This is a genomic window from Cellulomonas flavigena DSM 20109 (assembly GCF_000092865.1).
Classification (GTDB): Bacteria; Actinomycetota; Actinomycetes; order Actinomycetales; family Cellulomonadaceae; genus Cellulomonas; species Cellulomonas flavigena.
The window spans coordinates 3,405,602-3,431,947 of the sequence record NC_014151.1 but is presented as its reverse complement, the minus strand read 5'-3'; the positions used below and the strand labels follow the sequence as shown (position 1 = coordinate 3,431,947).

The window sequence follows — 26,346 nt, the reverse complement described above, 5'->3', positions numbered from 1 at the left end:
AGGCTCTCGCCCGTGGGCATCATCGGGTCGCTGCAGCTCCTCCTCTTCCTCGTCTTCTACGTGGTGATCTTCGGGCTGTCCGTGTGGGCGCTGGTCGACTGCCTGCGTCGCCCGGCCCGGGCGTTCGTCGCCGCCGGCAAGCGCACGCGTGCCTTCTGGACGGGGGTGCTCGTGGCGGCCACCGCGGTCGCGTTCATCTGCATCCCGCCGCCGCTGGGCATCGGCCTGCCGTTCCCGTCGTTCCTCGCGCTGGCCAGCGCAGCGGCGGCGATCGTGTACCTCGTCGACGTGCGGCCCGCCGTGGCGCCGTACTCCGGCCGCGGTGGCGGGCCCGCGCGGGGCGGGTGGTGAGCACGGCCGACGTCGCCACGCACGCGGTGCCGCTCGCGCGCGTGCACCGCGGCGACCTCGTCGAGTCCGTCCACCTGGGCCACGTCGTCGTGCTCGCACCCGGCGGCGAGGTGCGGCACGCGCTGGGCGACCCTGACGTCGTCGTGTGGCCGCGCTCGTCGCTCAAGCCGCTGCAGGCCCTCGCGATGCTCCGGCACGGGCTCGGTCTCGACGGCCCGGAGCTCGCGCTGGTGTGCGCGAGCCACTCCGGTGAGCCGGGGCACCTCGAGGTCGTCGAGGGCGTCCTGGCCGGCGCCGGGCTCACCGCGGCCGACCTGCGCAACACCCCCGACTGGCCGCTGGCCCCCGACGCCGCGTGGCAGCGGCGCGCCGACGGGCACGGGCCGCAGCCGCTCACGCAGAACTGCTCCGGCAAGCACGCGGGCATGCTCGCGACGTGCGTGGCGGCCGGGTGGTCCACGGAGGGCTACCTGGACCCGGCGCACCCGCTGCAGCGGGCGGTCGTCGCGACGGTCGCCGAGCTCACGGGCGTGCCCGTCGACCACGTCACGGTCGACGGCTGCGGCGCGCCGCTGCTCTCGACGACGCTCACCGGCCTGGCGCGCGCGTTCGGTGCGATCGCCGCGGCCGCCGCACGCGACGACGGCTCGGCGACCGCACGCGTCGGGCGCGCCATGGCCGCTCATCCGTGGCACGTCGGCGGGACCGGACGCGACGCCACGGCCTTCATGACGGCAGTGCCGGGTCTGGTCGCCAAGGACGGTGCCGACGGCGTGTACGCCGCGGGGCTGCGCGACGGCGGGGCGGTCGCGTTCAAGGTCCTCGACGGCGCGTCGCGCCCACGCCCGGCCGTGCTGGCATCGGCGCTCGCGCTCGCGGGCGTCGACCCCGCCGCCGTGGCGGAGGTGGGTCGGACGCCCGTGCTGGGCCACGGGCGACCGGTCGGGGCCGTGCGGGCCACGTTCGGGCCGGACGCGTGAGGGCGGGGATCGTGCGGGACGGGGTGGAGGTCCGACGGTGAGGGCGGTCGTGCAGCGCGTCACGCGCGCGTCGGTGACGGTGGCCGGCGAGGTGGTCGGCCGGATCGACCGGCCGGGACTGCTGGCGCTCGTCGGCGTCACCCCGGGCGACGGGCCGGCGCAGGTCGAGGTCGTCGCGCGCAAGATCGCCGAGCTGCGCATCCTGCGGGACGAGCGCTCGGCCGTCGACGTGGGCGCGCCCGTGCTCGTCGTCAGCCAGTTCACGCTCTACGCCGACGTGCGCAAGGGCCGGCGGCCCACCTGGAACGCGGCAGCACCCGGCGAGGTCGCGGAGCCGCTCGTCGACGCCGTGGTCGCGGCGCTGCGGGCCCGGGGACTCGAGGTCGCGACGGGCCGGTTCGGTGCCGACATGGCGGTCGAGCTCGTCAACGACGGGCCCGTGACGATCCTCGTGGAGTCCGCGCCTCCGGCCTGAGCGTGCCGTGCACGGACGACGACGGCCCCTCGGAGTAAGCGTCCGAGGGGCCGTCGCCTCGATCGTGGGTCCTCGTGTCTCCGGTGGCCCGGTGAGGGGACGCCGCTGTGACGGTGCGGCTGCGCCCCGGCACCCGGCGGTCCGGCGGACCGGTCCGTCGTGGGCGGGACGACCACGATCGACCTCCCGGTGCCGGTGCAGTCCCTGCGTCGTCATCCACAGGTCGTCGGGTTGCCCCGGCGAGGTGCCGCACGTCCTCCGGTCGGTCGGGTCCCGACGTCCGCGCGATTCGCCCGCGGAACGGTCACGGGGGAACGTTCGTGCAGGTGAGGCGCGGTCCTTCGGGGCCGTGCCCCCAGTTCTAGACCTGCCGTCACCAGGGCCGCAAGGGGGTCGCGGGGAGCGATCTCGTCCACCGCTGCGTCCACAGCGTCGTCCACAGGACCACCTGCGAACTCACCGCTCCGACACAGGGGTGTGGACACAGGCTGTGGACACGAGGCCGCACTTCACCCGGTCGGACGCGCCCGCGCCCTACCCTGGGCACCGGGCCGAGGCCCCTCGGGGTAAGCGCCCGCGGGGCCTCGCCCGGGCGGCGCTCACGCGTCCTCGCCGGGGGTGCACGGCGAGCCTCCCGCTGCCGGACGACGCGCCGACCCGCGTACCTCCGGTCGCCGGTGCGAGGATCGGGGGGTGCCCTCGGACGACCTGACCTCGCTCGCCGCCGAGCTCGCCGCGCGCACCGCACCCCCCGACGTCCGCCTGGTCGCGGTCGACCTCGACGGATCGCTGCTCGACGAGGCCAAGCAGGTCGACCCGTCGTTCTGGCCGCTGCTCGACGAGCTGCTCGGTCGCGGGGTGACGGTCTGCCCGGCGAGCGGGCGGCAGTACGCGACGCTGCGCCGGCAGCTGGCGCGTGACGACCTGGTGTACGTCGCGGAGAACGGCGCGCACGTCGTCCGCGCAGGGGTCCCGCTCGCGGTGCACGGGCTGGCGACGGGCCTCGCGCGGGACGTCGTGCGCGACGTGCGGCGCCAGGCGGACGCCGGCGGCGACGTCGGGGTCGTGCTGTGCGGGCTGGACAGCGCGTACGTCGAGCGCACCGACGCAGCGTTCCTCGCGCAGTGCGAGCCGTACTACGCGCTGCTGCAGCAGGTGCCCGACCTCACAGCGGTCGAGGACACCATCCTCAAGGTCGCGGTCTACGACTTCGGGCCCGCGGAGACGGGCGCCGGGGCAGCGCTCACGCGGTTCGACGGGGACGCCCGCGTGCTCGTCAGCGGCGCGCACTGGGTCGACGTCATGAGCCTGGACGCCGACAAGGGGCACGCGCTGCGCGAGGTGCAGGAGGCGCTGGGCGTGGGGCCGGAGCAGACCGTCGCCTTCGGCGACTACCTCAACGACGTCGGCATGCTGGCGGCCGCGCACTGGTCGTTCGCGATGGCGAACGCCCACCCGGACGTGCGCGCGGGCGCCCGGTACGTCGCGCCGTCGAACGAGGACAACGGGGTCGTCCGCACGCTGCGTGCGCTGCTCGGCGCGTGACCCGCGCGCACCGGCCCCGACCCGCGCCCGCCCGCGACGCGGCGTCAGGCCGGACCTGACCCGTCACCAGTTGCGCCCGCCGCCGCCTCCGCCCGTGCCGGGCGCCGTGCCGCCGCCGGGTGCCGTGCCCGGGCCCTCTGCGCCGCCAGGTTCCTCCAGGCCGGCGCCACCGCCGGCCTGGCCGTTGCGCTCGGCGAGCCGCTGCTGACGTTCGGCCTCGGCCTGCGCGGGGTCAGGGGTCTCCTGCTCGCCCGCACCGGGCTCGGGGAGATCCTCGAGGGTGCCGTCCTCCGCTGCCTGGGCGAGGCGCTCGACGTCACCCGCGAGCTCGAGGAGGTCCAGCATGCGCTGCTCGGCCTGCCGCTGCGAGAAGTCGTCCGCCGCGTCGTCCTGCCCCCCGTCGCCGCCCTGGTCCTGCGGGTCGGACGGGTCCTGCGGGTCGGACGGGTCCTGCGGCGCCTCGTCCTCGTCGTCCTCGCCGTCACCGCCGCCCTGCGACGCGGGCGGGGCGCAGGCGGGGTCGGCCAGCGCCTCGGCGGCGAGCGCCGCGGAGTCGGCCGCGTCCCGCAGGTAGTAGCTCGCCAGCCACAGCTCGTCGGCCAGCTCGGGCGGATCGGCGCCCTCGTACGGCGGCTCGAGGACCTCGGCGTCGAACGGGTCGCCGGCGGCCTGCGCCTCCAGCGCCGTCGCCAGCGCCTCGGTGAACGCGAGCTGCTCCTCGGCCAGCACGCGGGCCTCCTCCTCCTGGGCGAGCAGTGCGAGGGCGCGATTCGTCTGCACGTCGCAGCGGTGCTCCTCGGGCACCGTCCCCAAGGCGTCGTCGAGGTACCGGATCGCGCTCGAGTACAGCCCCGCGCGGTAGCGGGCGGTGCCGGCGTTGAACGACGCCTTCCACCGTTCGACGACGGCCCAGCGCTCCTGCCGGTCGAACGCGTCGACCGCCTCCCAGTCGTCGCCCGCGTCGTACAGCGCGCGCGCCTCGGTGTACCCGGGGCCGAGGAGCAGGAGGTTGAGCGCGAGCCCGAGCAGCAGCGCGACGGGCAGCCCGCTCCACCGCAGGAGGCGGCGCCGCCGGCGGGCGTGCGGCGGCATGGCGCGCAGCCGCGCGCGCTTCGCCGCGCGGCGACGGCGTGCGGCGTCCTGCCCCGCGCGTCGCGCACCCTGCTGCGCGCGCGACGCGGCGAGCCGCTGCCGCTCACGCTGCTCCGTGCGGGCGCGTGCGGCCGCGCCCCGGTCGGCGGCCCTCACCGTGACCTCCTCGGTCGGCTCGACGCCCGCGCCCACGCCCACGCCTCGGCGGCGAGCAGCACGCCGGCCACCAGCGCGAAGGGCCACACGAGGTGACGGCGCGTGGCCACGTCCGAGCGCCCGTCCGCGGCGACGGCCTCGGGGTCGAGGCCGGCCACGAGGTCGGCCGTCGGCGACGGGCCGTCACGGTGCACGTACGGCACACCGAGCTCGGCGGCGACCTCGCGGAGCGTCGTCTCGTCGGCGTACGACAGGGCGGGCCGCGACGGGTCGTCGGGGTCGGGGATGTACGGGGCGTCGGGGTCGACGGTGCCGTCGAACCGGCGCATCGGCGCGCCCTCCGCGGTGCCGTAGCCGAGCACGGCGCCGCCGTCGACGAGCTCGGCGACCTGCGCGAACGACGCGACCTCCGCGTCGGACGTCTGCTCGCCGTCGGACAGGTAGAACACCAGCCGGACCATGGCGGGGTCGAGGTCGCGGGCGTCCTGCAGGGACCGCAGGAGCACGTCGAGCGCGCGGTCGCGGCGCGTGCCGGAGGACCCGGCGGTGACCTCCTGCGTGACGGTCTGCGCCCAGGCGCGCACGGCCGTCGAGTCCTGCGTGAGCGGGAGCTGCGTGCCCGCCTCGTCGGCGAAGGCGATGACGGTGTACGACGCGCCGGGCACGTCCCGCGCGAGGCTCACCACGTCGTGACGGACGCCGTCGAGGCGCTGGTCCGCGGGCACCGGCGCGAGCCCGGGAGCGCGGACCACCAGGTCGCCCGGGCCCCAGTCCTCGGCCGCCATCGAGCCCGTGCGGTCGACGACGAACCAGACCTGCACGCCGACGCTCGCGCCGCCCTGCTGGGTCGCGCCGGTCGTCGGCGTGAGGCCCACGACCGCCAGCACGACCACGAGCGCAGCCCGGCGGGCCCACGTGGCCGCACCCGCGCGCGGCACGTCGGACCGCGTGACGCGCAGCCCGCGCCCGCGTCGCACCAGCGCCAGGCCCAGCGCCTGCCCGACGCACAGCGCCAGCACGGGCAGCGCGGTCGCCAGCACCACGCCGACCGGCACGACGCCCTCGAGCCCGGTCACGACCGCACCCACCACGCCAGCACGACCACCGCGAGACCCGCGACGTAGAGCAGGCGCAGCCAGTCGGCGTCGTCGTCGACGACGACGCGGTCGGGGTCGCCCTGCATCTCGGCGAGCTGGCTCGCCTGCACCTGCGCGAGGATCGCCGGGACCGCGCCGGGGTCCTGCGCGGCGGCGAACGTGCCGCCGGTGCCCTCGGCCGCGATCCGCAGCTCGGCGGCCGTCGACGCACCGAAGAACCGGTCCTCGTCCGGGTACAGCGCGTGCAGCACCACGCCGCGCGACGCCGCGAGGTCGGCGGCCTCGGCCAGCGTGTACACCGGCTCACCCGCGAGCTCGTTGTCGGTCGCGAGCACCACCGAGCGGGACCGGTCGGCGTCGTACTGGTCGAACAGCAGCGCGCACGACGCGACGCCGTCGCCGATGAGCGACGCCTGGCCGTCCAGGCCGTCGGTGCCGCGCAGCACGTCGGCCGCCGCGTCGGAGGACGGGTCGGCGAACGCCTCCCGCGCGGCCGCGAGCCGGCTCGTGACGAGCTCGTAGTCGTCGGTCAGCGGGAAGACTGTCGCGGACGTCGAGTCGAACACCGACAGGGCGACGCGCTCGCCCGTGAACCCGTCGACGAGCTGCTCGAACGTCGCCACCACGCGCTCGTCGTACGCGGTCATCGAGCCCGACACGTCGAGGCACAGCACGATGTCGCGGTTGGCGAGCTCGCGCGTGCGCTCCTCGACCACGACGGGTCGCGCCGCGAGCACCGCCGCGCCGACGGCCGCCGCGGCCACGGCGAGGACCAGCCCGACGCGCAGAGCGCGGTACCGCGCCCGCCACGCACGCAGCGCCGGCACGCGCCGCAGGTCGTCGGTGTTGGCGACCCACGTGGTCGCACGCCGGTCGCGCACCAGCACGCCGACGAGCGCGGCCGCCGCGACGACGCCCAGCACCGCGGGCAGCAGCCACGGCACCTCGAGGGCCTCGCGCGTCACCATCTCGTCACCCGCTTGCGGGCCTGGTCCAGCGAGCGCGCGAGCCGTGCGCGGGTGGTGGGTGCGAACGAGGGCACCGACGTGTTCTCCAGCAGCGCCGCGAGCGGTCGCGTGCGACGGTCCCCGCGGGCCTGTGCGGCGGTCATCGCGGACGTGTCCACGCCGGTGCGCGCGGTCGCGAACTCCCGCAGGGCGAACCGGATCTCGAGGTTCGCGCCGCGCAGGTCCAGCTCACCGGCGTCGTACCGGCGCTGCACGTCGTCGAACCGGGCGAGCGCGACGCCGCGGACCGCGGCGTAGGGGTCACGGCGGGCGTTCGGGGCGGGTGCCGCGGTCACGGTCGGCCGCAGGTCCGGCCGCGGTGACCCCGCGGGCCCGCGTGTCGAGCGGAGCACCCACACGTACCAGCCGACGACGGCGACGACGATCGCGAGCGCGACCCACGGCCACCAGCCCGCGTACGGCAGCGGGTCGACCAGCTCAACGTCCGGCACGCCGCGACCTCCCCAGCAGGGCGACCATCTCGTCCAGCACGTCGTGCGTGCTCTCGACGCTCACGGTCGTGACGCCCAGACGGCGGGTGCGGGCCACCACCTCGGCGTGCCGCGCGGCGCGGGCGGCCGCGACGGCCGCGCGGACCGCGGCCCGTCCGCGCAGGAACGGCGGCAGCGACCAGCCGGAGACGATGTCCCGCACGGTGCGTGCGCGGGGTGGGGTCACCACGGGCCGGCCCCGCTCGACGGCCGCAGAGCCGCCCGCGAGCGTGCCCGGTGCGGTGCCCAGCCCGGCGGCGAACAGGTCCGCGTCGACGACCTGCACGACCATCACCTCGTGCCGTGTGCGCAGCCGCCGCAGCGACTGCTCGTCGGCGGCACCGGGCCGGGCCTCGTCGGTGACGACGACCACCAGCGAGCGGCGCGTCGTGCTGCGCAGCACCCGGTCGAGCAGGCGGGTGAGGTCGCCCGCGGGCGCGTCGGGGTCGAACGTGCGCTGCAGGCGGCGCAGCAGCACCTCCAGGTGGGTCGTGCCCGCGCCGGGCGGCACCTCGACGACGCGCCCTGCGTCCCCGGCGACGAGCCGGACCCGGTCCCCGCGCTGGTGCGCGACGTGCGCCACGACGTCGGCGACGAGCTGCGCGACCTCGTGCTTGGGCTCGCCGCCGGCGGCCGTCGCGCACATGTGCCGCCCGGTGTCGACGACGAGGGTGAGCGCGACGTTCGACGTCGCGACGTACCGCTTGACCACGGGCGTCGCGGAGCGCGCCGACGCGCGCCAGTCGATGTCGCCCACGTCGTCGCCCGGCGTGTAGACGTGCAGGTCGTCGACCTCGTCGCCGTGCCCCTTCCACACCGCACTGTGGCGGCCCTCGAGCAGGCCGGTGGCGCGCCGCAGCGTGGGGAGCTGCAGGCGCGCGCGCACCAGCGCGAGGCGGGACCGGGGCAGCACGGGCGTCAGGGCACCGGGACCGCGTCGAACACCGACGTGATGATCGACTCCGTCGAGACGTCGTCCGCGATCGCGTCGAACGTCCGCACGATGCGGTGCCGGAGGACCGCGTTGCGCAGCGCGTGGACGTCCTCGGGGACGACGTGCCCGCGGCCCGCGCGCAGCGCGACGGCCTGCGCGACGCGCATCAGCGAGATCGAGCCGCGCGGGCTGGCACCCATGCGCACCAGGCGCTCGAGGCCCGGCACCTGCACCGGACCGCGCCCGCGGGTCGTCGCGACGACGTCGACCACGTACCGGCGGATCGACCGGTCGACGTACACGCGGTCCACGGTGCGCTGCAGCCACGCGACCTCGTCGAGCGGCAGGGCGTCGGTGCGCAGCGGGCGCGTCATGCGGCCGTCGGAGATGCGCTCGAGGATCTCGACCTCCTCGTCGGCGTCCGGGTAGTCGAGGACCTCCTTGAGCAGGAACCGGTCCATCTGGGCCTCGGGCAGCACGTGCGTGCCCTCCTCCTCGATGGGGTTCTGCGTCGCGAGCACCATGAAGGGCGACGGCACGGGGTGGACCTCGCCGGCGATCGTGGTCTGCCGCTCCTGCATCGCCTCGAGCATCGCCGACTGCGTCTTGGCCGACGACCGGTTGATCTCGTCGAGCAGCACGACGTTGGCGTGCACGGGCCCCAGCTGCGTCGTGAACTGCGACGTGCCGTAGTTGAAGACCTGGGTGCCGACGATGTCCGACGGCATGAGGTCCGGGGTGCACTGGATGCGGTGGAACGACCCCGACACCGCGTGCGCGAGGGTCTGCGCGGCCGTCGTCTTGGCCAGGCCCGGCACGGACTCCAGCAGCACGTGCCCGCCGCACATCAGCGCGACGACGAGCGACGTGCGCAGCTGCGCCTGCCCGACGACGCGCTGGTCGAAGACCCCCTCGATGCGCTCGCACAGCGCACCGGCACGGGTCCGGTCGGACGGGGACACGGTGTCGCGGCTCACGGCGGGCACGCTACCCGCGGGATCGGGGCGGTTCGTCGTCCTCCACAGGGTGATGTCGGCTCCCCGGCGAGACGTCGCGCCCAGCGCACCGCCCCACCCCACCCACCCCACCCCGCGAGCCGTCATCCCAGCCCACCCCCAGCGCGCGAGCCGTCACTCCAGCCCCGCCCCCAGCGCGCGAGCCGCCATTCCAGCCCACCCCCAGCCCGCGAGCCGTCACTCCAGCCCCGCGCCGGGCTGGAACGACGGCTCGCCGCCGGTGAGGATGGGGGCATGGCGGACGTGCGGGTGCTGCGGGCCGGGCCGGCGCCCGTCGACGTCGCCGGCGTGCTCCTCACGCCCGGTGCCGGGGCGACCCGCGACCACGGCACGCTCGTGGCGCTCGACGCGGCGCTCACCGCGGCCGGGCTGCCCGTGCGCCGCGTCGACCTGCCGCGGGGCGCGAAGGCGGCGCCCGCGCGTGTCCGCGAGGAGACCGACGCGCTCGCCGCCGACCTCGGGGTCGCGACGGACCGGCTCGTGATCGGGGGCCGGTCGTTCGGCGGGCGGATGTGCTCCATGGCCGTGGCCGACGGCCTCGCCGTCGCCGGCCTGCTGCTGCTCTCCTACCCGCTGCACCCGCCCGGCAGGCCGGACGCGCTGCGGGTCGCGCACCTGCCGCAGGTCGACGTCCCGGTGCTCGCCGTCAGCGGCGCGACGGACCCGTTCGGCACCCCCGACGAGCTCGCGCACCACCTGGCGGCCCTCGCCGGCCCGACGACGCTGACGATCGTCCCCGGCCCGCACGCGCCGGCCGACGCGCCCGTCGTCGCCGCGGTCGCCACCTGGCTGGCCTGAGGGGCGCCGGGGCTGGACCGCCGTCCCGCGGGGACGGCGGGAGCTGGACCGGTGCGTCGCGCGGGGGCGGGGTGGATCGCCCTCGCGCGGCACCGGGGAGAGCGATCCCGTCACCGGCCCGCGAGGAGGCGGTCCGGCGCCGCGGCCGGGCGGGGCTCAGGGCATGAGCAGGGTGTCGACGAGGGCGGGGAGAGCCTCGTCGATGGGAGCGCGGAGGACCTCGTCGGCGAGGTGGTCGTAGGCGGTGGGCTCGGCGTTGACGACGACGAGCCGCGCGCCCGCGTCGACCGCCAGCGGGACCAGTCCCGCGGCGGGGTGCACCGTCAACGTCGTCCCGACCGCGACGAACGTCGTCGCGCCGAGCGCCGCAGCGGTCGCGCGCTCGAGCGCGTCGTCGGGGAGCCGTTCGCCGAAGTAGACGACGTCCGGCTTGAGCACGCCGCCGCACGCGTCGCACGCGGGGTCCGGGGTGGCGGGCAGCCGCGCGAGGACGTCCCGCGTGGCCACGCCCGCCCCGCAGCGCAGGCACGACGTGGTCGCCAGCGAGCCGTGCAGCTCGACGACCAGCCCCGGGTCGCTGCCCGCCGCCTGGTGCAGGCCGTCGAAGTTCTGCGTGAGCACCGCACGCAGCGCCCCGGCGCGCTCCAGCTCGACGAGCGCGCGGTGCCCCGCCGTCGGCCGGGCCCGCCACACGGCGTGCCCGGACCACGCCCGCCAGCCACGTTCACGGACGTGCGCGTCACGCACGTACGGCCCGATCTCCAGCAGGTGCGCGGCGCCCGGGTCGCGCGTCCAGACGCCCTGCGGGCCGCGGAAGTCCGGGATGCCCGACGCGGTGGAGATCCCGGCGCCCGTCAGCACGGTCACGGTCGCCTCGGCGGGCGGTGTCCCCGGTGCGGCGGGCCGCGCCTGCGTCGTGCCACGGGGCGGCGTCACGGCCGCACGCCCAGCGCGGCGACGACGCGTTCGACGTCCGCCTCGTCGTTCCACACGTGGAACGCCAACCGCACGCCCCCGCCGCGGCCTGCGACGCGCAACCCGGCGGCGGTGAGCCGTGCGCGGGTGCTGCCCTCCTCGTCGTCCGGCAGCGACACGATCGCCGACCCGACGGGGGGCATGCCGACACGGTCCCGCAGGGCGTCGGCGAGCCCGGCGTCGTGCGCGCGCACCGCCGGGACGTCGGCCTGCGCGAAGGTCTCCAGCGCGGGTACCGCCCCGACCCACGCGAGCCACGCGGGCGAGGTGTCGAAGCGCCGGGCGTCGGCCGCGAGCCGCATGTCCGTGCCGTACACGGACGCCCACGGGTCGTCGCCCGCGTACCACCCGGCGGACAGCGGCCGCAGCCGTTCGCCCGCCTCGGGCGTCACCGTGAGGAACGCGGTACCACGGGGTGCGCACAGCCACTTGTACGCGGCGCACACCGTCACCTCCGGGCCGTCCGGCGCGGGCTCCAGGGGGAGCCACCCCGCGGCCTGCGTGACGTCGACGAGCCGCAGCGCACCCACGTCGTCGGCCGCCGCGCGCACCGCCGCGAGGTCCGCGACGCGCCCGTCACGCGACTGCACGAGGGACGTCGCGACCGCGTCGCAGCCCTCGGCGACGGCGTCCGCGAGCCGCTCGAGCGGCACGGCCCGCACGTTCACGCCCCGGTCGGCGTGGGCGAGGAACGGGTAGGTGACGGACGTGAAGTCGCCCTCGGGCACCACGACACGCGCGCCGTCCGGCAGCGCCGCCGCGACGAGCCCCACGCCCGTCGACGCCTGAGCGGCGATCGCGACGCGGCCGACGTCGACGCCGGCGAGCCGCGCGTAGGCCGTGCGCGCGGCCGCGACCGACCGGTCGTAGGCCGTCGCGTACGCCTCGCCGGCGGCCCACTCGTCGAGCGCGGCCCGCAACGCGTCCGTCGTCGCGGTCAGCGGCAGGCCGCACGTGGCGGCGTCGAGGTGGCCCGACGTGGGGGAGAAGCGCGCGCGCAGGTCGGCGGGGGACAGCAGGGCAGGCGGCATGGCGTCCACTGTGGCGGCGCCGGCGTCCGCGCACAACGCCCGCCGGCCGCGTCGTACCGTGACCGCATGGACGAGATCGCCGGACCTGCCGCCGCTGCACCGCACTCCGGGCGCGGGCGCGTCGTCATGCAGGTGCGCTGGTCGGACGTCGACCTGTTCGGGCACGTCAACAACGCGGCGTTCCTGCGCTACCTCGACGACGCCCGGTTCACGCTGTTCCCGCGCATGGGTGTCGACGAGGTCGGGGCGATGACGGCGTCGCTGCTGGTCGTCGTCAAGCACGAGATCGACTACCTCGCGCCCATCCGGTTCCGGCCCGCGCCCGTCGCGGTGGAGGTGTGGGTGCCGCGCCTGGGCAGCTCGTCGGTGGACTTCGCGTACGAGGTGCTCGACGGGGACGCGCCGAACGCGCCGGTGGCACTGCGCGCCCGCTCGCGCATGGTGCAGCTCGACAGCGCGACGTACCGCCCGCGGCCGTTCACCGACGAGGAGCGCGCCGTGTTCGAGGCGTTCCGCGGCGACTCGCCGGAGCTGCGCGGCTGGTGACGCGCACGCCCTGGGACGGCTGCCCCGGACTCGGCGACGACGTGGGGCAGGTCGGTGTCAGGGCTGGGCGTCGAGGCGGGCGGCGACGTCGGCGGGGAAGCCGCCCGTGGCCAGCGGCCCCCAGCGTTCCGGCGTGACGCGGATCAGGCTCTTGCCCTGCAGGCGCATCGCGGCGCGGTACTCGTCCCAGTCGGGGTGCTCGCCGGCGATGCAGCGGAAGTAGTCGACGAGCGCGTCCTCGGCCTCGGGCATGTGCAGCACCTCGGCCGTGCCGTCGACCTGCACCCACGGGCCGTCCCACTCGTCCGAGAGCACGCACACGCTCACGCGCGGGTCGCGCTCGGCGTTGCGGGCCTTGGCCCGGTCCGGGTACGTCGAGACGACGATGCGGCCCGCGTCGTCGACGCCTCCGCTCACGGGCGAGACCTGCGGGCGACCGTCCTGGCGCGTCGTCACCAGCAGCAGGTGGTGCCGCGGACGGACGAAGTCCAGGAGCCCGGCCAGGTCGACGGTCGTGGTCGTCGCGATGCTGCGTGCCATCCCTCGACACTACGACGGCGTCGAGCCACGCCTCGAGCCGCCGAACAAGGAGTTGTGCCGCCCACGAGCACCGATGAGCGGCAGAAGTACTTGCTCGGCGGGCGGGGTCGACCGCCGGGTCAGGCCGTCGCGACGTCGAGGACCGCCTTGGCCGCGGCCGGGAGCTCACGCAGGTGCCAGACCAGCGCCTTCACCGGTCGCTCGCTCGCGGCCGAGACCCCGATGCCCACGGCGTCGATGCCCGCCGCCCGGCAGGAGAACAGCGCCCGCCGCAGGTGGTAGTCCTGCGTGACGACGACCGCGGCGTCGACGTCGAACTCCTCGTGCGCGCGCACGCAGCTCGCGTGGGTGTCGACGCCGGCGTCGTCGCGCGCGATGGCCTCGTCGGGGACTCCGGCGGCGAGCAGGTGCGCGCGCATGGCACCGGGCTCGTCGTGGTCCGGGCCGGAGCGGTCACCGCTGACGAGGACACGCTCGACGACGCCGCGCTCGTAGAGGTCGACGGCCGCGTCGAGCCGCCGCTGCAGGTAGGGCGACGGCACGCCACCGGGCCGCAGGCCTGCGCCGAGGACGAGGACGGTCGGGCGCTCGGAGACGTCGGCCGGGTCAGGCACGACACCTGCCTGCCCGACGCCCTGCACGACGAGGAACGGACCGAGGCCGACGACCACGACCAGGAGCACCGCAGCCCGGACGAGCCGGCCGCGTCGTCGCCGGAGACGGTCGGGCCCCGGCTCACCCGCCGACGAGTCGGGGCCGACGGCGGTCCGCCCCGCGGCGGCGCGACGGCGGGCGAACGACGGGAGGGCGGGCATGGCGTCACCGTAGCGGCCCGGGTGATCCGCACCGCGGGCGTCCACCCGTCGTCCACCCGAGGAGCCGTCCACCCGAGAGGTGGTCACAGATCTGACCGGTTGCCGACCCGGATCGAGCAGGTCTGACCACTTCTCCGGTCGGTGACCGGATGGCTCGGCGGCTCGCGGGGAGGGGGTCGGGTTGGATGACTGGATTGCTCTCTCGCGGGGAGGGAGGGGGGTGCGGCTCGGATGACGTGTCGCCGGGTGGGGGCGTGACTGGACTGCTCTCTCGCGGCGGGTGGGGCTCTCCCGTGGGAGAGGGTCGGGGCGTCGTCAGGAGGTGGGGGGTGCCTCGAGGAGGGTGCGCCAGGTGCGGTAGTGCTGGACGGCGACGCCCTCGTAGCCGGGGGTGCCGGCGAGCGCCGCGTCGACGAGTGCCGTCTCGGTGACGAGCGCGGCGACGCCGTCGTCGCCGAACGTCCACTGCGCGCCACCGGCGACCTGCGGGGAGTCGGTCTCCACGCCGACCGTGAACGGCAGGCCCGCGGCGACGGTGGCCGACACCGCGTCCGCCGACAGCGCCAGGATCCCGTCGTCGCCGTGCGCGTGGTCGACGAACGCGACGACCTCGACGCGGTCGGCGCGGGCCAGCGCCGCGTCGGCGACCGTGCCGGCGCCCCACGGCTCCCACGCGAGCCAGTACGGCACGTCGACGCCGAGCCCCACGCCCGGCGGCAGCTCCGCGCGCACGGCGTCGAGCAGCGCCAGCCACCGCGCCACCGAACCCGCGCGGTCGGTGAACCATGCGGGCTGCGTCCACGGTTCGACGTTCAGCTGCACGTGGTCGACCGTCCGCCCGCTCGTCGCGGCGCGCATCCACTGCACGGCCAGCGCCGGTTGGTCCAGCCAGGGCGGGTCGCCGCCCAGCACGCCGACGCGTGCGCCCTCGGCCCGGACCGCGGCGAGGGCGTCGGTCAGCCACCCGGCGACGGGACCCTCGTCCGCCGCCCACGGCGCCGAGACGTGCACGGTCGTCAGCCCGTGGTCCCGCACGAACGCCGCGAGCGTCGCCGGGTCGGCCGGTGCGTACCCGGTGCCGCGCGCGTCGACGGCGCGGTCCACGGAGTTGTCCCAGACCCACATGGCCGTCACCGCGGGGCGGTCGGGCGGCGTGGCGCCCGTGGCCGTGGGGACCGCGGTCACGAGGGCCACCGCGAGAGCGAGGACTGCAAGCACGCGTCGGCGCATGGTGGCGGTCTGTCCGTCGGGGTCTGGACCTCCATGATGCGGCCACGCGCGCCCGGCGTCGTGCCCCTACACCTCGCCCGGCAGCGCCTTGCGCACGACGAGCCGCGTCCACGACCCGAGGTACAGGCGGTCGCCGTCCTCGAGCTCGTGCCGCTGGCCCGGCGGGATCGGGTCGTCGGGCAGCGGCTCACCGGCGCGGGCGACGAACGTGCCGTTCGACGACTGCAGGTCCTCGACCCACCAGCGGTGCCCGTCGGTGTTGAGCTGGCAGTGCCGCCGTGAGACGCCGCTGTCGGCGCCCGCGTCGACCTGCGGCCGGATGTTCCGCGACGCCGACGGCCGGCCCACGAGCACGCTGCGCTCGCGCAGCGGCACGAGCACGGGCAGCCCGACCGACGGCATGGGGTCCTCGGCCTGCTGCGCGGCGTACCAGTCGGGGTCGACCCACAGCTCGGCGACCCACGCGTCGTCACCCGCGGGCGGTGGGGTGGGGGTCGACGCCGGGTCGGCGGACGACGTGCCGACGGGCGCCGCGACGGCGGGCGGCGCCTCCAGCGGGTCCGACGCGGTGGGCGGCGTGCGACCTGCCGGCGGTGCCAGGGGAGCCGGGGTGGCCGGCGCCGGCACGCCGAGGTCCAGCGACGACGCGGGCGCCGCGAGCGGCGTCGCGCCCGTCGTGAAGTCGTAGCCGCAGTTCTCGCAGAACAGCGCACCCGACGCGGCGGGCGAGCCGCAGTGCGGGCAGGTGCTCGGCGACGGCGCGGGGACGGCCGGCACCGAGCCGGTCGCGGGAGCGGCCGCGGACGACGCGCCGATGGGCGCCCCGCACACGTCGCAGTAGTCGGTGGAGTCGCTGCGGTGCCCGTCGGGGCAGGTGACGCTCATCGCCGCACCCGCGAGGTCTTCGTCGAGGCGGTGTCCAGGGCCATCTCGTCCAGGCGGGACGCGCCACGCTTGAGCCGCACCGTGCCGTGCTCCTCGTCCTCGATCTCCACGACGCGCCGCAGCTTGGACGTCGCCTCCTCGTTGCCGGTCTCGGCGGCGAGCTGCACCGCGCGGCCCAGCTTGACGGTCGCGGTGGCCTCGTCGCCCGCGGCCTTGGCCGCCAGGCCCTCCTGGATGGCCGACGCGAGCTCGGCCTGCCCGGTGTAGTGCGCGACCTCGGGGCTGATGCGTGCGGTGAGCGACGCGTCGTCCGACCACGCCGCCTTCACCAGGCCCGACGCGACGACCTCGTCGGCGACCGCGACCTGCACGCGCGCCGCGAGCTGCTCGGCACCCACCGTCTTCGACGGCACCCGCACCGCCACGTGGTAGTCGCGCGACTCGTCGGCCCACGCGCCCGTCGGGTAGGCGCCGATCAGCGGCGTCACCTCGGTGCGGCGGGCCGTGAGGTCCTCGACCGTGGGGGCGACCTGCCGCACGAACAGGACCTGACCGCCCTGCGGCGTCCACACCCGCAGCTGCGCGTCGGCGACGCCGCGCGACAGGGACGTCGCGAGCAGCGCCTGGAAGTCCTTCGCGATGTCGGCCGGGTCGGCGATGAGCTCGACGCCGCCCAGCAGCGCGGTGGCGATCTCGCGCAGCTCGTCGACCTGCCAGCGTTCGCCGACGCCGCGCGCGTCGCACTGGAACCGTCCGGTGACGGCCTGGATCGTCGACGTGAGCTGGGCTCGCGGCTCGGACTCGTTCTTGCCGTCGGTCAGCAGGATCGCGTGCCGCTGCGTCGCGGCCGGCTGGGTGGCGAAGATCTGGTCGGCGAGGCGCAGCCACGTGCTCATCGCCGTGCCGCCCTGCGCGGACAGCCGCGCGACGGCCCGCTTGGCCTCCTCGCGTGCCCCCGGCTCCATCTGCACGATCGCGACCGGCGCGTTCGGGTACGGGAACACGCGCTGCGCGACGTGGCTGCCGCTGACGATGGCGAACCACGTGCCGTCGGGGATGGTGTCGACCGCGACCTGCGCGGCGTGCTTGGCCGCCGCGAGCATCGGGCCCGTCATCGAGCCCGACGTGTCGATCATGATGATCTCGGCGACCCCGCCGCCCGTCGTCGCGGCGCCGCCCACGCCCTCGGCCGTGACCGTGACGATCGCGTGGACGTCGGTCCCGCCGTCGGGCAGGAACTCGTTCTGGAAGACCTCGGCACGGAACGTGGCCACGCTTGCTCCTCGGCGATGGTGCTGGTGGGGCGTCGGACGGGGTGGTGCGGGTGGGTCGGGACGTCAGGGGGTCGGGGAACCCGGCTTCTCCGGGAGGCTACCCGCCGGGCGGCGCCGGACCGTGGGGGTGGTCCCCGGGTCCGCGGCGAGCGTGTCGGGGTCGGCTCCCGCGGCCACGGGCGCCGGGACGCGCGCGAGCGCGACCGTCACGTTGTCGTGCCCGCCAGCGGCGTTGGCCCACGCGACGAGGTCCCGGGACAGCGCCGCGGGGTCCGCGCCGACGCGGGCCGTGGCGTCGCGCAGCAGGTCGGCGACGACCTCGGGCGCGGACGCGTAGTTCCACAGCCCGTCGGAGCACGCGAGCACCCAGCCGGCGCCGGTCAGGTGGGTCGCCACCGTGCGGGCGGTGGTGTCCTCGGCGTCGGCGCCGAGCCAGCGGGTGATCGCGTGCGCGTCGGGGGAGCGCTCGGCGGCCGCGCGGGACATGCCGCCGGCCATGAGCTCGGCGGCCACGGAGTCGTCCTCGGTGAGCTGCTCGGGCGTGCCCGCGTCGGGCAGCCAGTAGACGCGGGAGTCGCCCAGCCAGCCGGCGACGAGCAGCGCGGGCGTGACGACGGCCGCGGCGAACGTGCACGACGGCGGGTCCTGGCGGGCGGCGGCGTCGTCGACCGCGGCGTGCGCCGCGGCGTCCGCGCGGTCCCCGGCGGTCACCAGCAGGCGCGACCACGCCCCGGCGTCGTCGGCCGCGACGGACCCGGCGCCCGCGACGAGCACGTCGCGCGCCGCGGTGGCGGCGGCCTGGCTCGCGACGTCGGAGTCGGGTGCGGACGACACGCCGTCGCACACGACGAGCACGCTGACGTCCCCGGCGACGCCGAGCGCCATCGCGTCCTCGTTGCGGCGCCGGCGCGCGCCGACGTCGGTGACGCCCGCGACGTGCGGCGCGGCCGACTCCTCGCGGTGGTCCCGCTCGACGGGCGCGCGGGCGCCGCACTGCGTGCAGTACCCGTCGTCGGCGACCTCGCCGCCGCACGCGGGGCACGCGACGGGTCCGGGCGCGGCCTGCGCGGCCTGAGGTGCGGCCGCGGCGGCAGCGTCGGCCGCAGGCGCAGCCGCCGCCGACGCGTCGACCGGGCCGCCCTGCGCCGCGCCGAGCGCCGCGCCGCACGACTCGCAGAACCGCGCACCCTCACCCGCGGGCTCGCCGCACGCGGGGCACGCCACGGCCACCTCGCCGCTCACCACGCCGTCCACCGCCGCACGGCGTTGGCCCGGTCGACCAGCGCGACGCGGGCCGCGCGGTCCTCGGTGAGCGCAGCCTGCTCGCGGTACGCGGCCTCGAGCGCATCGGTCACGCCGCGCTCCGTCGTCTCGACGCCGTCGAGCCGCACGCCCGGTGCGGAGCCGCCCTGGCGCACGGTCGCCAGCGCGGTGGTCAGCACGTCGACGCGCAGCCCGGCGCGGTCGGCGGGGGCCAGCGCCACCGACCGCACCGAGTCGAGCGACGCGGCGAGCGACGCCAGGTCGGTGCGCGAGCGCGCCAGCACGCGCGCCCGCATGAGCCGGGCCTGCGGGTACGACGAGCGCGTGGGCGTCACCAGGTCGAGGGCCGCGAGCGCGTCGTCGACGTGCAGCGACGCCATGCGCAGGCGTGCGAGCCCGAACGCCGCGGGCGCCGTGTAGTTGGCGTCCGCGTACGCGCACGTCGCGTAGAGCTGCTCCGCGATGCCCGGCTCGCCGGACAGCTCGCACGCCACCGCGAGCGCCAGCTTGGGCGCGAGCTCGCCCGGCACCTGCCCGTACACGGCGTTGAACGACGCCCGCGCCGCCACCGCGTCACCGGCGGCGAGCTGCGCGAGGCCCTGGGTCCACACGGCGCGCCACTCCCACGGGTCGTCGGCGAGCATCGCCTCGACGGCCTGGCCGACGACCTCGGGGCGACCGGCCTCGATCGCGGTCGTCGCGCGCAGCAGCCGCACCTCGACCGTCTCGTCCGGCGCGTCGGCCAGCGCGGCGAGGCGCTGCGCGGGGTCCACGACGTTGACGCCCGCGAGCCACCCGGCCGCGGGGTCGTCGGGGTCGACCTTGAGGTGCGGCAGCTCGTCCCACGCGAGGGGCCGTTCCACCTGGTCGGTCACGGGCGGCTCGAACAGCACCGACGCGGCGCTGGTCAGCGGCGGGTCGCCCGTGCCGCGGTCCGCCGCGACGACCTCGCGGAGCACACCGAGGACCTGCGCGCGCATCTCGTCGACGGACCCGAACCGGTCCGACGGGTCGGGCGCGCAGGCCTTGGCGAGCAGCCGGTAGAACGAGTCGTACCGCGCGAAGACCGGCGTCTCCTCGACCGGCGGGAGCGCCGCGACGTACGTCGTGGTGTTGCCCCGGAAGTCCAGGACGAGCGTCGCCAGCGTCCGGCCGATCGTGTACACGTCGGACGCGACCGACGGGCCGTCCGTGGGGACCTCGGGCGCCTGGTAGCCGACCGTGCCGTAGATCGCGGACTGCTCGTCGTCGATGCGGCGCACGCCGCCCATGTCGATGAGCTTGAGCGCGTCGCCGGACTGGATGACGTTGTCGGGCTTGAAGTCGCAGTACAGCAAGCCGACGTCGTGCAGGTACTGGAACGCGGGCAGCACCTCGAGGACGAACGCGAGCGCCTGGTCGACGGGCAGCGGGTCGACCGTGCCGGCGGCCTCGCGCCGGTCGGTGAGCAGCTCCTTGAGCGAGCGCCCCGCGACGAACTCCATGACGGTGTACCCGTCGCCCTCGTGCTGCACGAAGTTGTAGATCTCGACGATCAGCGGGTGCTCGACGCGCGCGAGGAACTGCCGCTCCGCGATCGCCGCGGCCACGGCGTCGGGGTCGGCGCTGTTGAGCAGGCCCTTGAGCACCACCCACCGCCCCGACACGTTGCGGTCCCGCGCGAGGTAGATCCAGCCCATGCCGCCGTGCGCGAGGCAGCCGACGACCTCGTACTGCCCGCCGACGAGGGTGCCGGGCGTGAGCTTCGGGTCGAAGTCGAAGCGGGTGCCGCACGAGGGGCAGAACCCCTGCGTGCGCGCAGGCACGCCGTCGCGGGCGCGCCCCACGGGTTCGCCGCACGCGGCGCAGAACCGCTTGCGCTCGGGCACCTGCGGGTCCGTCATGACGGCCTGCAGGGGGTCCTCGACGGGGGCCGGCGGGACCGTGGTCAGGCCCGCGCCGAGGCGGGCGCGGCGCAGGCGGGTCGACGACGTGCCGAGCCGCCGCGTCGCGCGCGAGCCGGTCGCGGCGGTGCGGGCCGAGCCGAGGGCCGCCGTCGGCAGGCGTGTCGAGCTGGTGCGGCCCGTGCGCGTCGAGCGCTCGGCCTCCGGGTCACCGGCGGCACCGGGCGTCGGGACGCCGGCGGCGATGCCGGTGCCGAGCATCGCCGAGGGGGTGCGCGCGGCGGACGTCGCCCCGGTGGGGGCACCCGCCGCCGCGCCCGTGGGCGGCGTCGTCGTGCCGGTCGACGTCGACGTCGCCCCCGCGGGGGCGGGCGAGCCGCAGACGTTGCACCAGCCGTCCTCGTAGGTGCCGGTGCAGCCGGGCTCGCGGCAGGCGGTCGCGCTGGTCATCGGGCTCCTCCAGGTCCGCCCGGCAGCGGCCGGGCGAGGTGCTCGTACTGCTCGACGAGGGCCCGTGCCAGGCCCACGTCGCAGGGGGTGGTGTCGACGGCGGTGCGTGCCTCGTCGTGGCCGGCGCGCACCGTGGGGGACGCATCGCGCCCGTTGGCGGCGGCGGCGGACGCGGCCTGCGCGAGGCGGTAGCGCAGCTCGGCGCGCTCGCGCAGCGGGTTGCTGTACGCGTCCTGCGCGGCGTCGAGCGCGCGCCGGACGGCGTCGAGGCGCGCGACGTACCGGTCGAGCCCGGCCCGGTCCTCGGGGACGGGCCCCAGGCGCGAGACGTCGGGCACGGCGAACCGCGGCGGGTGCGCGATCTCGCGGCGGCAGCGCTCGGCCAGCTCGTGCAGCGCGGGCTCACGCGCCTCCAGCGCGGCGGCGGTGGTGTGCGCGTCGACGCGGGCCCGCGCGAGCGAGCGGCGCTGCGAGACGGCGACCATGAGGTCGCGCTCGGCGCGCGCGGCCGCGGTCTCGAGCTCCGCGAGCGGCCCGGTGACGTCGCCGCCGCGCGCGGCCTGCGCGGAGATCCGCTGCTCGCGCTCGCGCAGCGCGGTCAGCCGCTGGTGCGCGGTCGTGTCGGAGCCCGCGAGGTCCTCGGCGCGCACGAGCGACGCGCGCAGGGTCCGCAGGCGCGCGACGACGTCGGCGGTGTCCGGGTCGAACGCCAGGCGGGTGCGCAGGGCGGAGACCATCGCGTCGCACAGCGTCAGCGCCTCGGGCAGTGACACCGGCGACGCGCCGGGCCGGGTGTCGACGCGCCCCCACACGAGCTGCGACATGCGCTCGCGCTCGACCTCGGTGACGCGCCCGCTGTCCCACACCTTCAGCAGCTCGTCGGCGCGCGTGCGCACCGACTGCCACACGGTGAGGGCGAGCACCACGTCGGGCGTGTACCGCTCGGCCTCGGCGGTGGCCTGCGCCGCGGCGTCGAGCGCGTCGAGCTTCGAGCGTCGGTCGTCGAGCCAGGTGACGAGCCCGTCGAGGTACGTCATGAGGTCGCGGGCAGGGATCGCCTCGCCCAGCCGCCCGGGGGCGACGGGCGCGACGACGTCGGACGCGGCTGCCACGGCGGTCGCCGTCACGACCGTCCGTACACGGACACGGGCGGCGCCGGGGCCGGGCCGAGCGCCTCGCCGAGCCAGCGCTCGTAGGTCGCCGCCCACGTCCCGTCGGCCTTCATGCCGTCGAGCACCGCGTTGACGAACCGCACGAGGTCGACCCGGTCGGCTGCGATCCCCACGCCGTACGGCTCGGCGCTGAACGCGTCCCCCACGACCTTGGCGTACGGGTCCTGCGCGACGAACCCGGCCAGCACGGTGTCGTCGCCCGTGATGGCGTCGACGCGGCCCTGCTGGAACAGCGCGAGGCACGCCGAGTGGGTGCGGGCGCCGACGGCCTCGACGTCGTACTCGTCGAGGCGCTCGAGCGTCGTCGTGCCCTCCGGTGCGCACACCCGCTGCCCGTCGAGGTCCTCGATGCTCTGGGCCTGGGACTCCGTGCTGACCAGCACCTTCTGGCCTGCGGTGAAGTACTCCGCGGAGAACGCGATCTGGTCCCACCGTTCGCAGTTCATCGTGAACGCGCGCGTCACGAGGTCGACCTCGTGGTTCTCGAGCACGGGGATGCGGTCGCCGGCGGTGATGACGCGGAACCGGATCGCGTCGGGGTCGCCGAGGATCGCCTGCGCGACCTGGCGCGCGACGTCGATGTCGAAGCCCTCGATCTGCCCGGTGAACGGGTTCCGTGCGCCCATCCGCAGGGTGTCCGCGGACACGCCGACCACGAGGTTCCCCCGCGCGCGGATCTCGTCCATCGTCGAGCCGGGGGGGATCTCGGTGCCGGACGTGGGCGCGTAGGACGTGGTCGCGTCGTCGCACTCGGTGGCCGCGGGCACCGCGGCGGCCGGTGCGGGGCGCGCCGGGGCGACCGCGGCGCCGTCCGTCGAGGCGGTGCTCGCGCAGCCCGTGACGACGGCGGCGAGCAGGGCGCCCGCGGCGACCGCCCGCGCGGCCCGGGTCGTGAGGTGACGGCTCATCGGTACTCCTCCCGTCGGGCGCGCAGCCCGGTCCAGGCCAGCACGGCGCCGACCAGGCCGAGCGCGGCCAGCAGCCAGCCGACCCAGGCGGCGCTCGTCGTCAGGCCGTCCTCGACCTGGTTGCCGCCGTCCTCGACCGCGTTCGCCAGGCTCGTCGACAGCGCGTCGAACAGCGCCGGGGGCGCGCCCGGCTCGTCGCTCGTCACGAGCGCGACCGCGGCGTCCCAGTCGCCCGCGTCGTCGAGCGCCCGGACCTCCTCGTGCGCGGCGACCCACGCGGCCAGGCTCCCGACGAGCGACGCGTCGAGCCGGCCGCCGTCCTGCTCGAGCGCGGCGCGGGCCTGGGCGACGTTCTCGACGAACGCCTCCTCGTAGGCGGCACCGGAACCGCGGCGGATGAGCGTGAACGCCTCCATCGACCGCGCGTCGTTGACGAGCGCGAACGCCTGGGACGCGGAGACGGTCGCGGCGTACGCGCCGTCCTGCACGCGGGTCGTGCGGGCGTCGGCACCGCCCATGCTCGCGCCGCCGATCACCGCGACCGCGAGCACGGCGACGCTCGCCCACACCAGCCCGCCGTTGAGGCGCCGGTGCGTGCGCCGCGCGACCCACACCTGGACCCCGACGAGCACCGCGAGCGACAGCACCACCATGACCACCAGCACCGGGACGGCCAGGCGTACCGCGGCCAGCTCGTCGTCCACGCGGTTCTGCTCCCCGGCGACCAGCGTGTCGAGCTGAGGCACGATGTCCTCGCGCAGCACGGTCGACGCCTCCTCGAGGTACGCCGACCCCACGGGGAAGCCCTGCCGGTTGTTGGCGCGCGCCTGCTCGACGAGGCCCGTGTAGCGCGTGAGGGCCGAGGACACCTCGGCCAGCGACCGCTCCCCGTTGTGGCTGGTCGCGGCGAGCAGCGTCAGCGTGCGGGCACCGGCGTCGACGGCCGCGTCGTAGCTCTCGCGCAGGTCGGTCGGCTCGAGCCCGCCGACCAGGAACGCGGTGGTCGCGGCGGCGTCGGCGGCGACGAGCTGGTTGCGCGCGTCCTGCAGGCCGACGAGCTGCGCCGCGGAGGCCCGGACGCCGAGCACGGCCTGGCCTTGGGCGGTCGCCGCGCCGAGCGCGAGCAGGCCGACCAGCGCGGTGACGAGGGCCGCGACCGCGCCCCACAGGCGCAGCCCGCCGGGCGTCGAGCGCCAGCCGCTGGTGGGGTGGGCGGGCGCGGGCGGTGCGCCGGGTGTCGGCGGTGTGCCGGCCGGGCTCGGCGGGCTCGGGGTCGGGGACACGACGGTCGTGGTCACACGGGCTCCTCGGGGTGGGCCGGGTCGGTGACGGCGGGGTCGCCGGGGGTGGGGGAGGCGTCGCTCGGGTCGTCGTCCGGTGCGCCGGGCGGCACGTCGTCGCTCGCCGCGTCGTCGCTCGCCAGGTCGTCGCCGGGCGCACCCGTGACCGGCGCGTCGGCACCCGGGACCGGCAGGTCGGGGGCGACGTCCTCGACGTCGGTCGCGAGGTCCTCCGGCAGCAGGGTCCGCAGCTGCTCGACGGTCGGCTCGGGCACGTCCCGCAGGCGCCACGCGTGCTTGAGCACCGCGCGGTCGAGCAGGTTGCGCGCGAGGCGCCCGTTGCCGAAGCCCTCGTGCCGCGGCTGTGCGGCGACGATCTGCTCGACGAGGTCCAGGGCCTCGGGCGACGGCTCGAAGTCCGCCTTGCGCGCGGCGAGCGCGAAGATCTCGCGGAGCTGCGCGTCGGTGTAGTCGTCGAACGCGACGGTCGTCGCGAACCGGCTCTCGAGGCCGGGGTTGGTCGACAGGAACCGCGCCATCGGCAACGGGTAGCCCGCGACGATGACGACGAGCTCGCTGCGGTGGTCCTCCATGTCCTTGACCAGCGTGTTCACGGCCTCGGCGCCGTACTGGTCGTCCGCCAGCGAGTACGCCTCGTCGATGAACAGCACGCCGCCGAGCGCCTTCGTGACGACCTCGGTGGTCTTGGTCGCGGTCTGCCCGAGGTAACCGGCGACGAGCTCGGAGCGGTCGACCTCGACGAGGTGGCCCTTCTCCAGCAGCCCGAGCGCGCGGTACAGCCCGGCGACGAGCCGCGCGACCGTCGTCTTGCCGGTGCCCGGGTTGCCGACGAACACCAGGTGCCGCGTCAGCGACGGGCGCGTGAGGCCCGCGTCGGCGCGCAGCCGCTCGACGCGCAGCACCTCCGCCTGCTGCCGGATCTCGCGCTTGACGCGGTCCAGCCCGACGAGCGCGTCGAGCTCGGCCAGCAGCTCCTCGAACGTCTTCTCCGGCGGCGCCGCGGGCGCGGGCCGACCGTCCGAGCCCGTGGGGCCGGGGGTCGAGAGGGCGGGGGTGGGGCCGGAATGACGGCTCGCCCCCGTGGAAGAGGTACCCCCCACCTCTCCGGCGCCCCCCACCTCTCCGTCGAGACGTCGATCGAGCCCTGGGGCCGCGGGGCTGGAGTGACGGCTCGCGCCCTGGGGGGAGGTCGGCGGGTCGGCGGTCGGGGTGGTGGGGAGGGCGGCGGCGGAGCGCTGGACGGCGGCCGTGACGGACGCGGCCGCGACCACCTGGATGCTCGGCTCGCCCAGGTCGCACGCGGCCGACGCGACGTGTGCGAGCGCCTCGGCGTACGCGGGCGCGTGCGGCGAGCCGGCGCCGACGAGCGACGTGAGCAGGTCCGTCGGCGCGTGCCGCCAGCGGCGGGCGGACGACGCCGCGGCGAAGAACCCGGCCAGGTCGTCCTGCGGGCGCCCGAGCGCGCCGAGCCACGCCGGACCCGCACCCGTGACGGACTCCGCGACCGCGGCGGCCAGCCGCTCGCCCTCGTCGCGCACGTCCGCCGCGGGCAGCCCGGCGGCGACGCCCGCGGCGACCAGGGCGTCGAGGCCGGCGGCCAGCGTGTCGGCGGTGCTCACAGGGCTCCCGTCCCGGGCACGTCCAGCGACGAGTGCCCGAACTTCTCGGCGAGGAACTGCCCGTGCGCCACGAGCGCCTGCGCGTCGGCCCGCGACACGGCGTCGGAGATCTTCTCCAGCGTCAGGGCCAGCAGGTCGAGCTGGTCGCACAGCAGCATGAGGGACGTCTTGCCCTGCGCCACGACGCGCCGGTCGGCGAAGTCGCGCGGCAGGCGCAGGTAGTTCTCGACGGCCTCGGGCAGGTAGCTCGTGGCCGTCGCGACCACGGTGTACGCCTGCCGGTCGCCGATCCCGAACCGGTCGAGCCTCGGCACCATGTCCTCGACCGTGCCCGTGATGCGGTGCACGCGCGCCGTGACGGCCGCGGGCACCCGGCCCTCGATCGACGTCTCGACGTCGCGCACGGCGGTCGCGATCTGCTCCGCCGTGGGGACCGGGTCCTCCTCGATCTGCACGACGTGCCGGGGCGCGCGGCCGAGCAGACGCGCGACGAGGTCGCCCAGCGCGCTCAC

Annotated in this window: 26 protein-coding genes; 6 read left to right on the top strand and 20 right to left on the bottom strand. The window is 76.6% G+C overall.

From position 1 onward, the window contains the following. The first annotated feature begins 12 nt into the window (after positions 1-12). From CFLA_RS15585 to CFLA_RS15565, 4 genes are all read left to right on the top strand, one after another. On the top strand, positions 13-351 hold the full coding sequence (locus tag CFLA_RS15585; RefSeq protein ID WP_013118298.1) for a DUF2516 family protein: 339 nt from the start codon (positions 13-15) through the stop codon (positions 349-351). After that, positions 348-1,331, top strand: coding sequence for an asparaginase (locus tag CFLA_RS15580; protein WP_013118297.1), 984 nt, complete (start codon positions 348-350; stop codon positions 1,329-1,331). The genes CFLA_RS15585 and CFLA_RS15580 overlap by 4 nt, the downstream gene beginning before the upstream one ends. A gap of 37 nt (positions 1,332-1,368) precedes the next feature. Beyond that, positions 1,369-1,806 (top strand): D-aminoacyl-tRNA deacylase, encoded by a 438-nt coding sequence (gene dtd / locus CFLA_RS15575; RefSeq protein WP_013118296.1) that lies wholly within the window; start codon positions 1,369-1,371, stop codon positions 1,804-1,806. A gap of 693 nt (positions 1,807-2,499) precedes the next feature. Then, positions 2,500-3,351 (top strand): Cof-type HAD-IIB family hydrolase, encoded by an 852-nt coding sequence (locus tag CFLA_RS15565; protein ID WP_013118295.1) that lies wholly within the window; start codon positions 2,500-2,502, stop codon positions 3,349-3,351. A 63-nt stretch (positions 3,352-3,414) separates the two neighbouring features. Here CFLA_RS15565 and CFLA_RS15560 read toward each other — a convergent pair whose 3' ends face one another. The 6 genes from CFLA_RS15560 to CFLA_RS15535 are packed head-to-tail and all read right to left on the bottom strand — an operon-like array spanning position 3,415 to position 9,231. Then, a complete protein-coding gene (locus tag CFLA_RS15560) occupies positions 3,415-4,599 on the bottom strand; it encodes a hypothetical protein (protein ID WP_148234390.1) in 1,185 nt (394 codons plus the stop codon). Beyond that, complete coding sequence (locus CFLA_RS15555) at positions 4,596-5,675, bottom strand: VWA domain-containing protein (RefSeq protein WP_148234389.1); 1,080 nt, start codon at positions 5,673-5,675, stop codon at positions 4,596-4,598. Before CFLA_RS15555 ends, CFLA_RS15560 begins: the two co-directional genes overlap by 4 nt. Then, positions 5,672-6,664 (bottom strand): VWA domain-containing protein, encoded by a 993-nt coding sequence (locus CFLA_RS15550; protein ID WP_013118292.1) that lies wholly within the window; start codon positions 6,662-6,664, stop codon positions 5,672-5,674. The genes CFLA_RS15555 and CFLA_RS15550 overlap by 4 nt, the downstream gene beginning before the upstream one ends. Further along, positions 6,658-7,155 carry a hypothetical protein gene (locus CFLA_RS15545; protein WP_013118291.1) on the bottom strand — a complete coding sequence of 166 codons (498 nt, stop codon included), beginning with the start codon at positions 7,153-7,155 and terminating at the stop codon, positions 6,658-6,660. The genes CFLA_RS15550 and CFLA_RS15545 overlap by 7 nt, the downstream gene beginning before the upstream one ends. Beyond that, positions 7,142-8,107 carry a DUF58 domain-containing protein gene (locus CFLA_RS15540; protein ID WP_013118290.1) on the bottom strand — a complete coding sequence of 322 codons (966 nt, stop codon included), beginning with the start codon at positions 8,105-8,107 and terminating at the stop codon, positions 7,142-7,144. Before CFLA_RS15540 ends, CFLA_RS15545 begins: the two co-directional genes overlap by 14 nt. A gap of 5 nt (positions 8,108-8,112) precedes the next feature. Continuing rightward, entirely contained in the window at positions 8,113-9,231 is a 1,119-nt protein-coding gene (locus CFLA_RS15535; protein WP_013118289.1) for an AAA family ATPase, read from the bottom strand. 147 nt (positions 9,232-9,378) lie between these two features. Between CFLA_RS15535 and CFLA_RS15530 the strand changes: the two genes are divergently transcribed. Next, a complete protein-coding gene (locus CFLA_RS15530; protein WP_013118288.1) occupies positions 9,379-9,942 on the top strand; it encodes an alpha/beta hydrolase family protein in 564 nt (187 codons plus the stop codon). Positions 9,943-10,098: 156 nt separating this feature from the next. On the opposite strand, the gene CFLA_RS15525 is transcribed toward CFLA_RS15530, so the two are convergent. Together CFLA_RS15525 and CFLA_RS15520 are read right to left on the bottom strand one after the other, a co-directional pair. Further along, complete coding sequence (locus CFLA_RS15525) at positions 10,099-10,878, bottom strand: SIR2 family NAD-dependent protein deacylase (RefSeq protein ID WP_148234388.1); 780 nt, start codon at positions 10,876-10,878, stop codon at positions 10,099-10,101. Then, positions 10,875-11,948 (bottom strand): aminotransferase class V-fold PLP-dependent enzyme, encoded by a 1,074-nt coding sequence (locus CFLA_RS15520; RefSeq protein WP_013118286.1) that lies wholly within the window; start codon positions 11,946-11,948, stop codon positions 10,875-10,877. Before CFLA_RS15520 ends, CFLA_RS15525 begins: the two co-directional genes overlap by 4 nt. A gap of 66 nt (positions 11,949-12,014) precedes the next feature. On the opposite strand from CFLA_RS15520, the gene CFLA_RS15515 reads away from it, so the two are divergent. Then, complete coding sequence (locus tag CFLA_RS15515; RefSeq protein WP_013118285.1) at positions 12,015-12,494, top strand: acyl-CoA thioesterase; 480 nt, start codon at positions 12,015-12,017, stop codon at positions 12,492-12,494. 57 nt (positions 12,495-12,551) lie between these two features. Here the strand turns inward: CFLA_RS15515 and CFLA_RS15510 are convergent, their stop codons facing one another. From CFLA_RS15510 to CFLA_RS15455, 12 genes are all read right to left on the bottom strand, one after another. Continuing rightward, a complete protein-coding gene (locus CFLA_RS15510; protein WP_013118284.1) occupies positions 12,552-13,034 on the bottom strand; it encodes a PPOX class F420-dependent oxidoreductase in 483 nt (160 codons plus the stop codon). Positions 13,035-13,153: 119 nt separating this feature from the next. Further along, a complete protein-coding gene (locus tag CFLA_RS15505) occupies positions 13,154-13,849 on the bottom strand; it encodes a SanA/YdcF family protein (protein WP_013118283.1) in 696 nt (231 codons plus the stop codon). A gap of 315 nt (positions 13,850-14,164) precedes the next feature. Beyond that, on the bottom strand, positions 14,165-15,034 hold the full coding sequence (locus CFLA_RS15500) for a hypothetical protein (protein WP_245530259.1): 870 nt from the start codon (positions 15,032-15,034) through the stop codon (positions 14,165-14,167). A 111-nt stretch (positions 15,035-15,145) separates the two neighbouring features. Beyond that, entirely contained in the window at positions 15,146-15,964 is an 819-nt protein-coding gene (locus CFLA_RS15495; protein ID WP_013118281.1) for an FHA domain-containing protein, read from the bottom strand. Continuing rightward, positions 15,961-17,238, bottom strand: a complete 1,278-nt coding sequence (locus tag CFLA_RS15490) for a VWA domain-containing protein (RefSeq protein ID WP_013118280.1) — start codon at positions 17,236-17,238, stop codon at positions 15,961-15,963. Before CFLA_RS15490 ends, CFLA_RS15495 begins: the two co-directional genes overlap by 4 nt. Positions 17,239-17,301: 63 nt before the next feature. Next, entirely contained in the window at positions 17,302-18,480 is a 1,179-nt protein-coding gene (locus CFLA_RS15485; protein ID WP_081449794.1) for a PP2C family protein-serine/threonine phosphatase, read from the bottom strand. Next, the gene (locus CFLA_RS15480) at positions 18,477-20,834 is read right to left on the bottom strand and encodes a serine/threonine-protein kinase (protein ID WP_013118278.1); all 2,358 of its coding nucleotides are present in this window, start codon (positions 20,832-20,834) and stop codon (positions 18,477-18,479) included. Before CFLA_RS15480 ends, CFLA_RS15485 begins: the two co-directional genes overlap by 4 nt. Further along, positions 20,831-21,961 (bottom strand): hypothetical protein, encoded by a 1,131-nt coding sequence (locus tag CFLA_RS15475; RefSeq protein ID WP_013118277.1) that lies wholly within the window; start codon positions 21,959-21,961, stop codon positions 20,831-20,833. Before CFLA_RS15475 ends, CFLA_RS15480 begins: the two co-directional genes overlap by 4 nt. Next, on the bottom strand, positions 21,958-22,914 hold the full coding sequence (locus CFLA_RS15470) for a glutamate ABC transporter substrate-binding protein (protein ID WP_013118276.1): 957 nt from the start codon (positions 22,912-22,914) through the stop codon (positions 21,958-21,960). The genes CFLA_RS15475 and CFLA_RS15470 overlap by 4 nt, the downstream gene beginning before the upstream one ends. Then, positions 22,911-24,212 (bottom strand): hypothetical protein, encoded by a 1,302-nt coding sequence (locus CFLA_RS15465; RefSeq protein ID WP_013118275.1) that lies wholly within the window; start codon positions 24,210-24,212, stop codon positions 22,911-22,913. Before CFLA_RS15465 ends, CFLA_RS15470 begins: the two co-directional genes overlap by 4 nt. Continuing rightward, positions 24,209-25,834, bottom strand: a complete 1,626-nt coding sequence (locus CFLA_RS15460) for an AAA family ATPase (protein ID WP_013118274.1) — start codon at positions 25,832-25,834, stop codon at positions 24,209-24,211. The genes CFLA_RS15465 and CFLA_RS15460 overlap by 4 nt, the downstream gene beginning before the upstream one ends. Continuing rightward, positions 25,831-26,346, bottom strand: a complete 516-nt coding sequence (locus CFLA_RS15455; RefSeq protein WP_013118273.1) for a hypothetical protein — start codon at positions 26,344-26,346, stop codon at positions 25,831-25,833. Before CFLA_RS15455 ends, CFLA_RS15460 begins: the two co-directional genes overlap by 4 nt.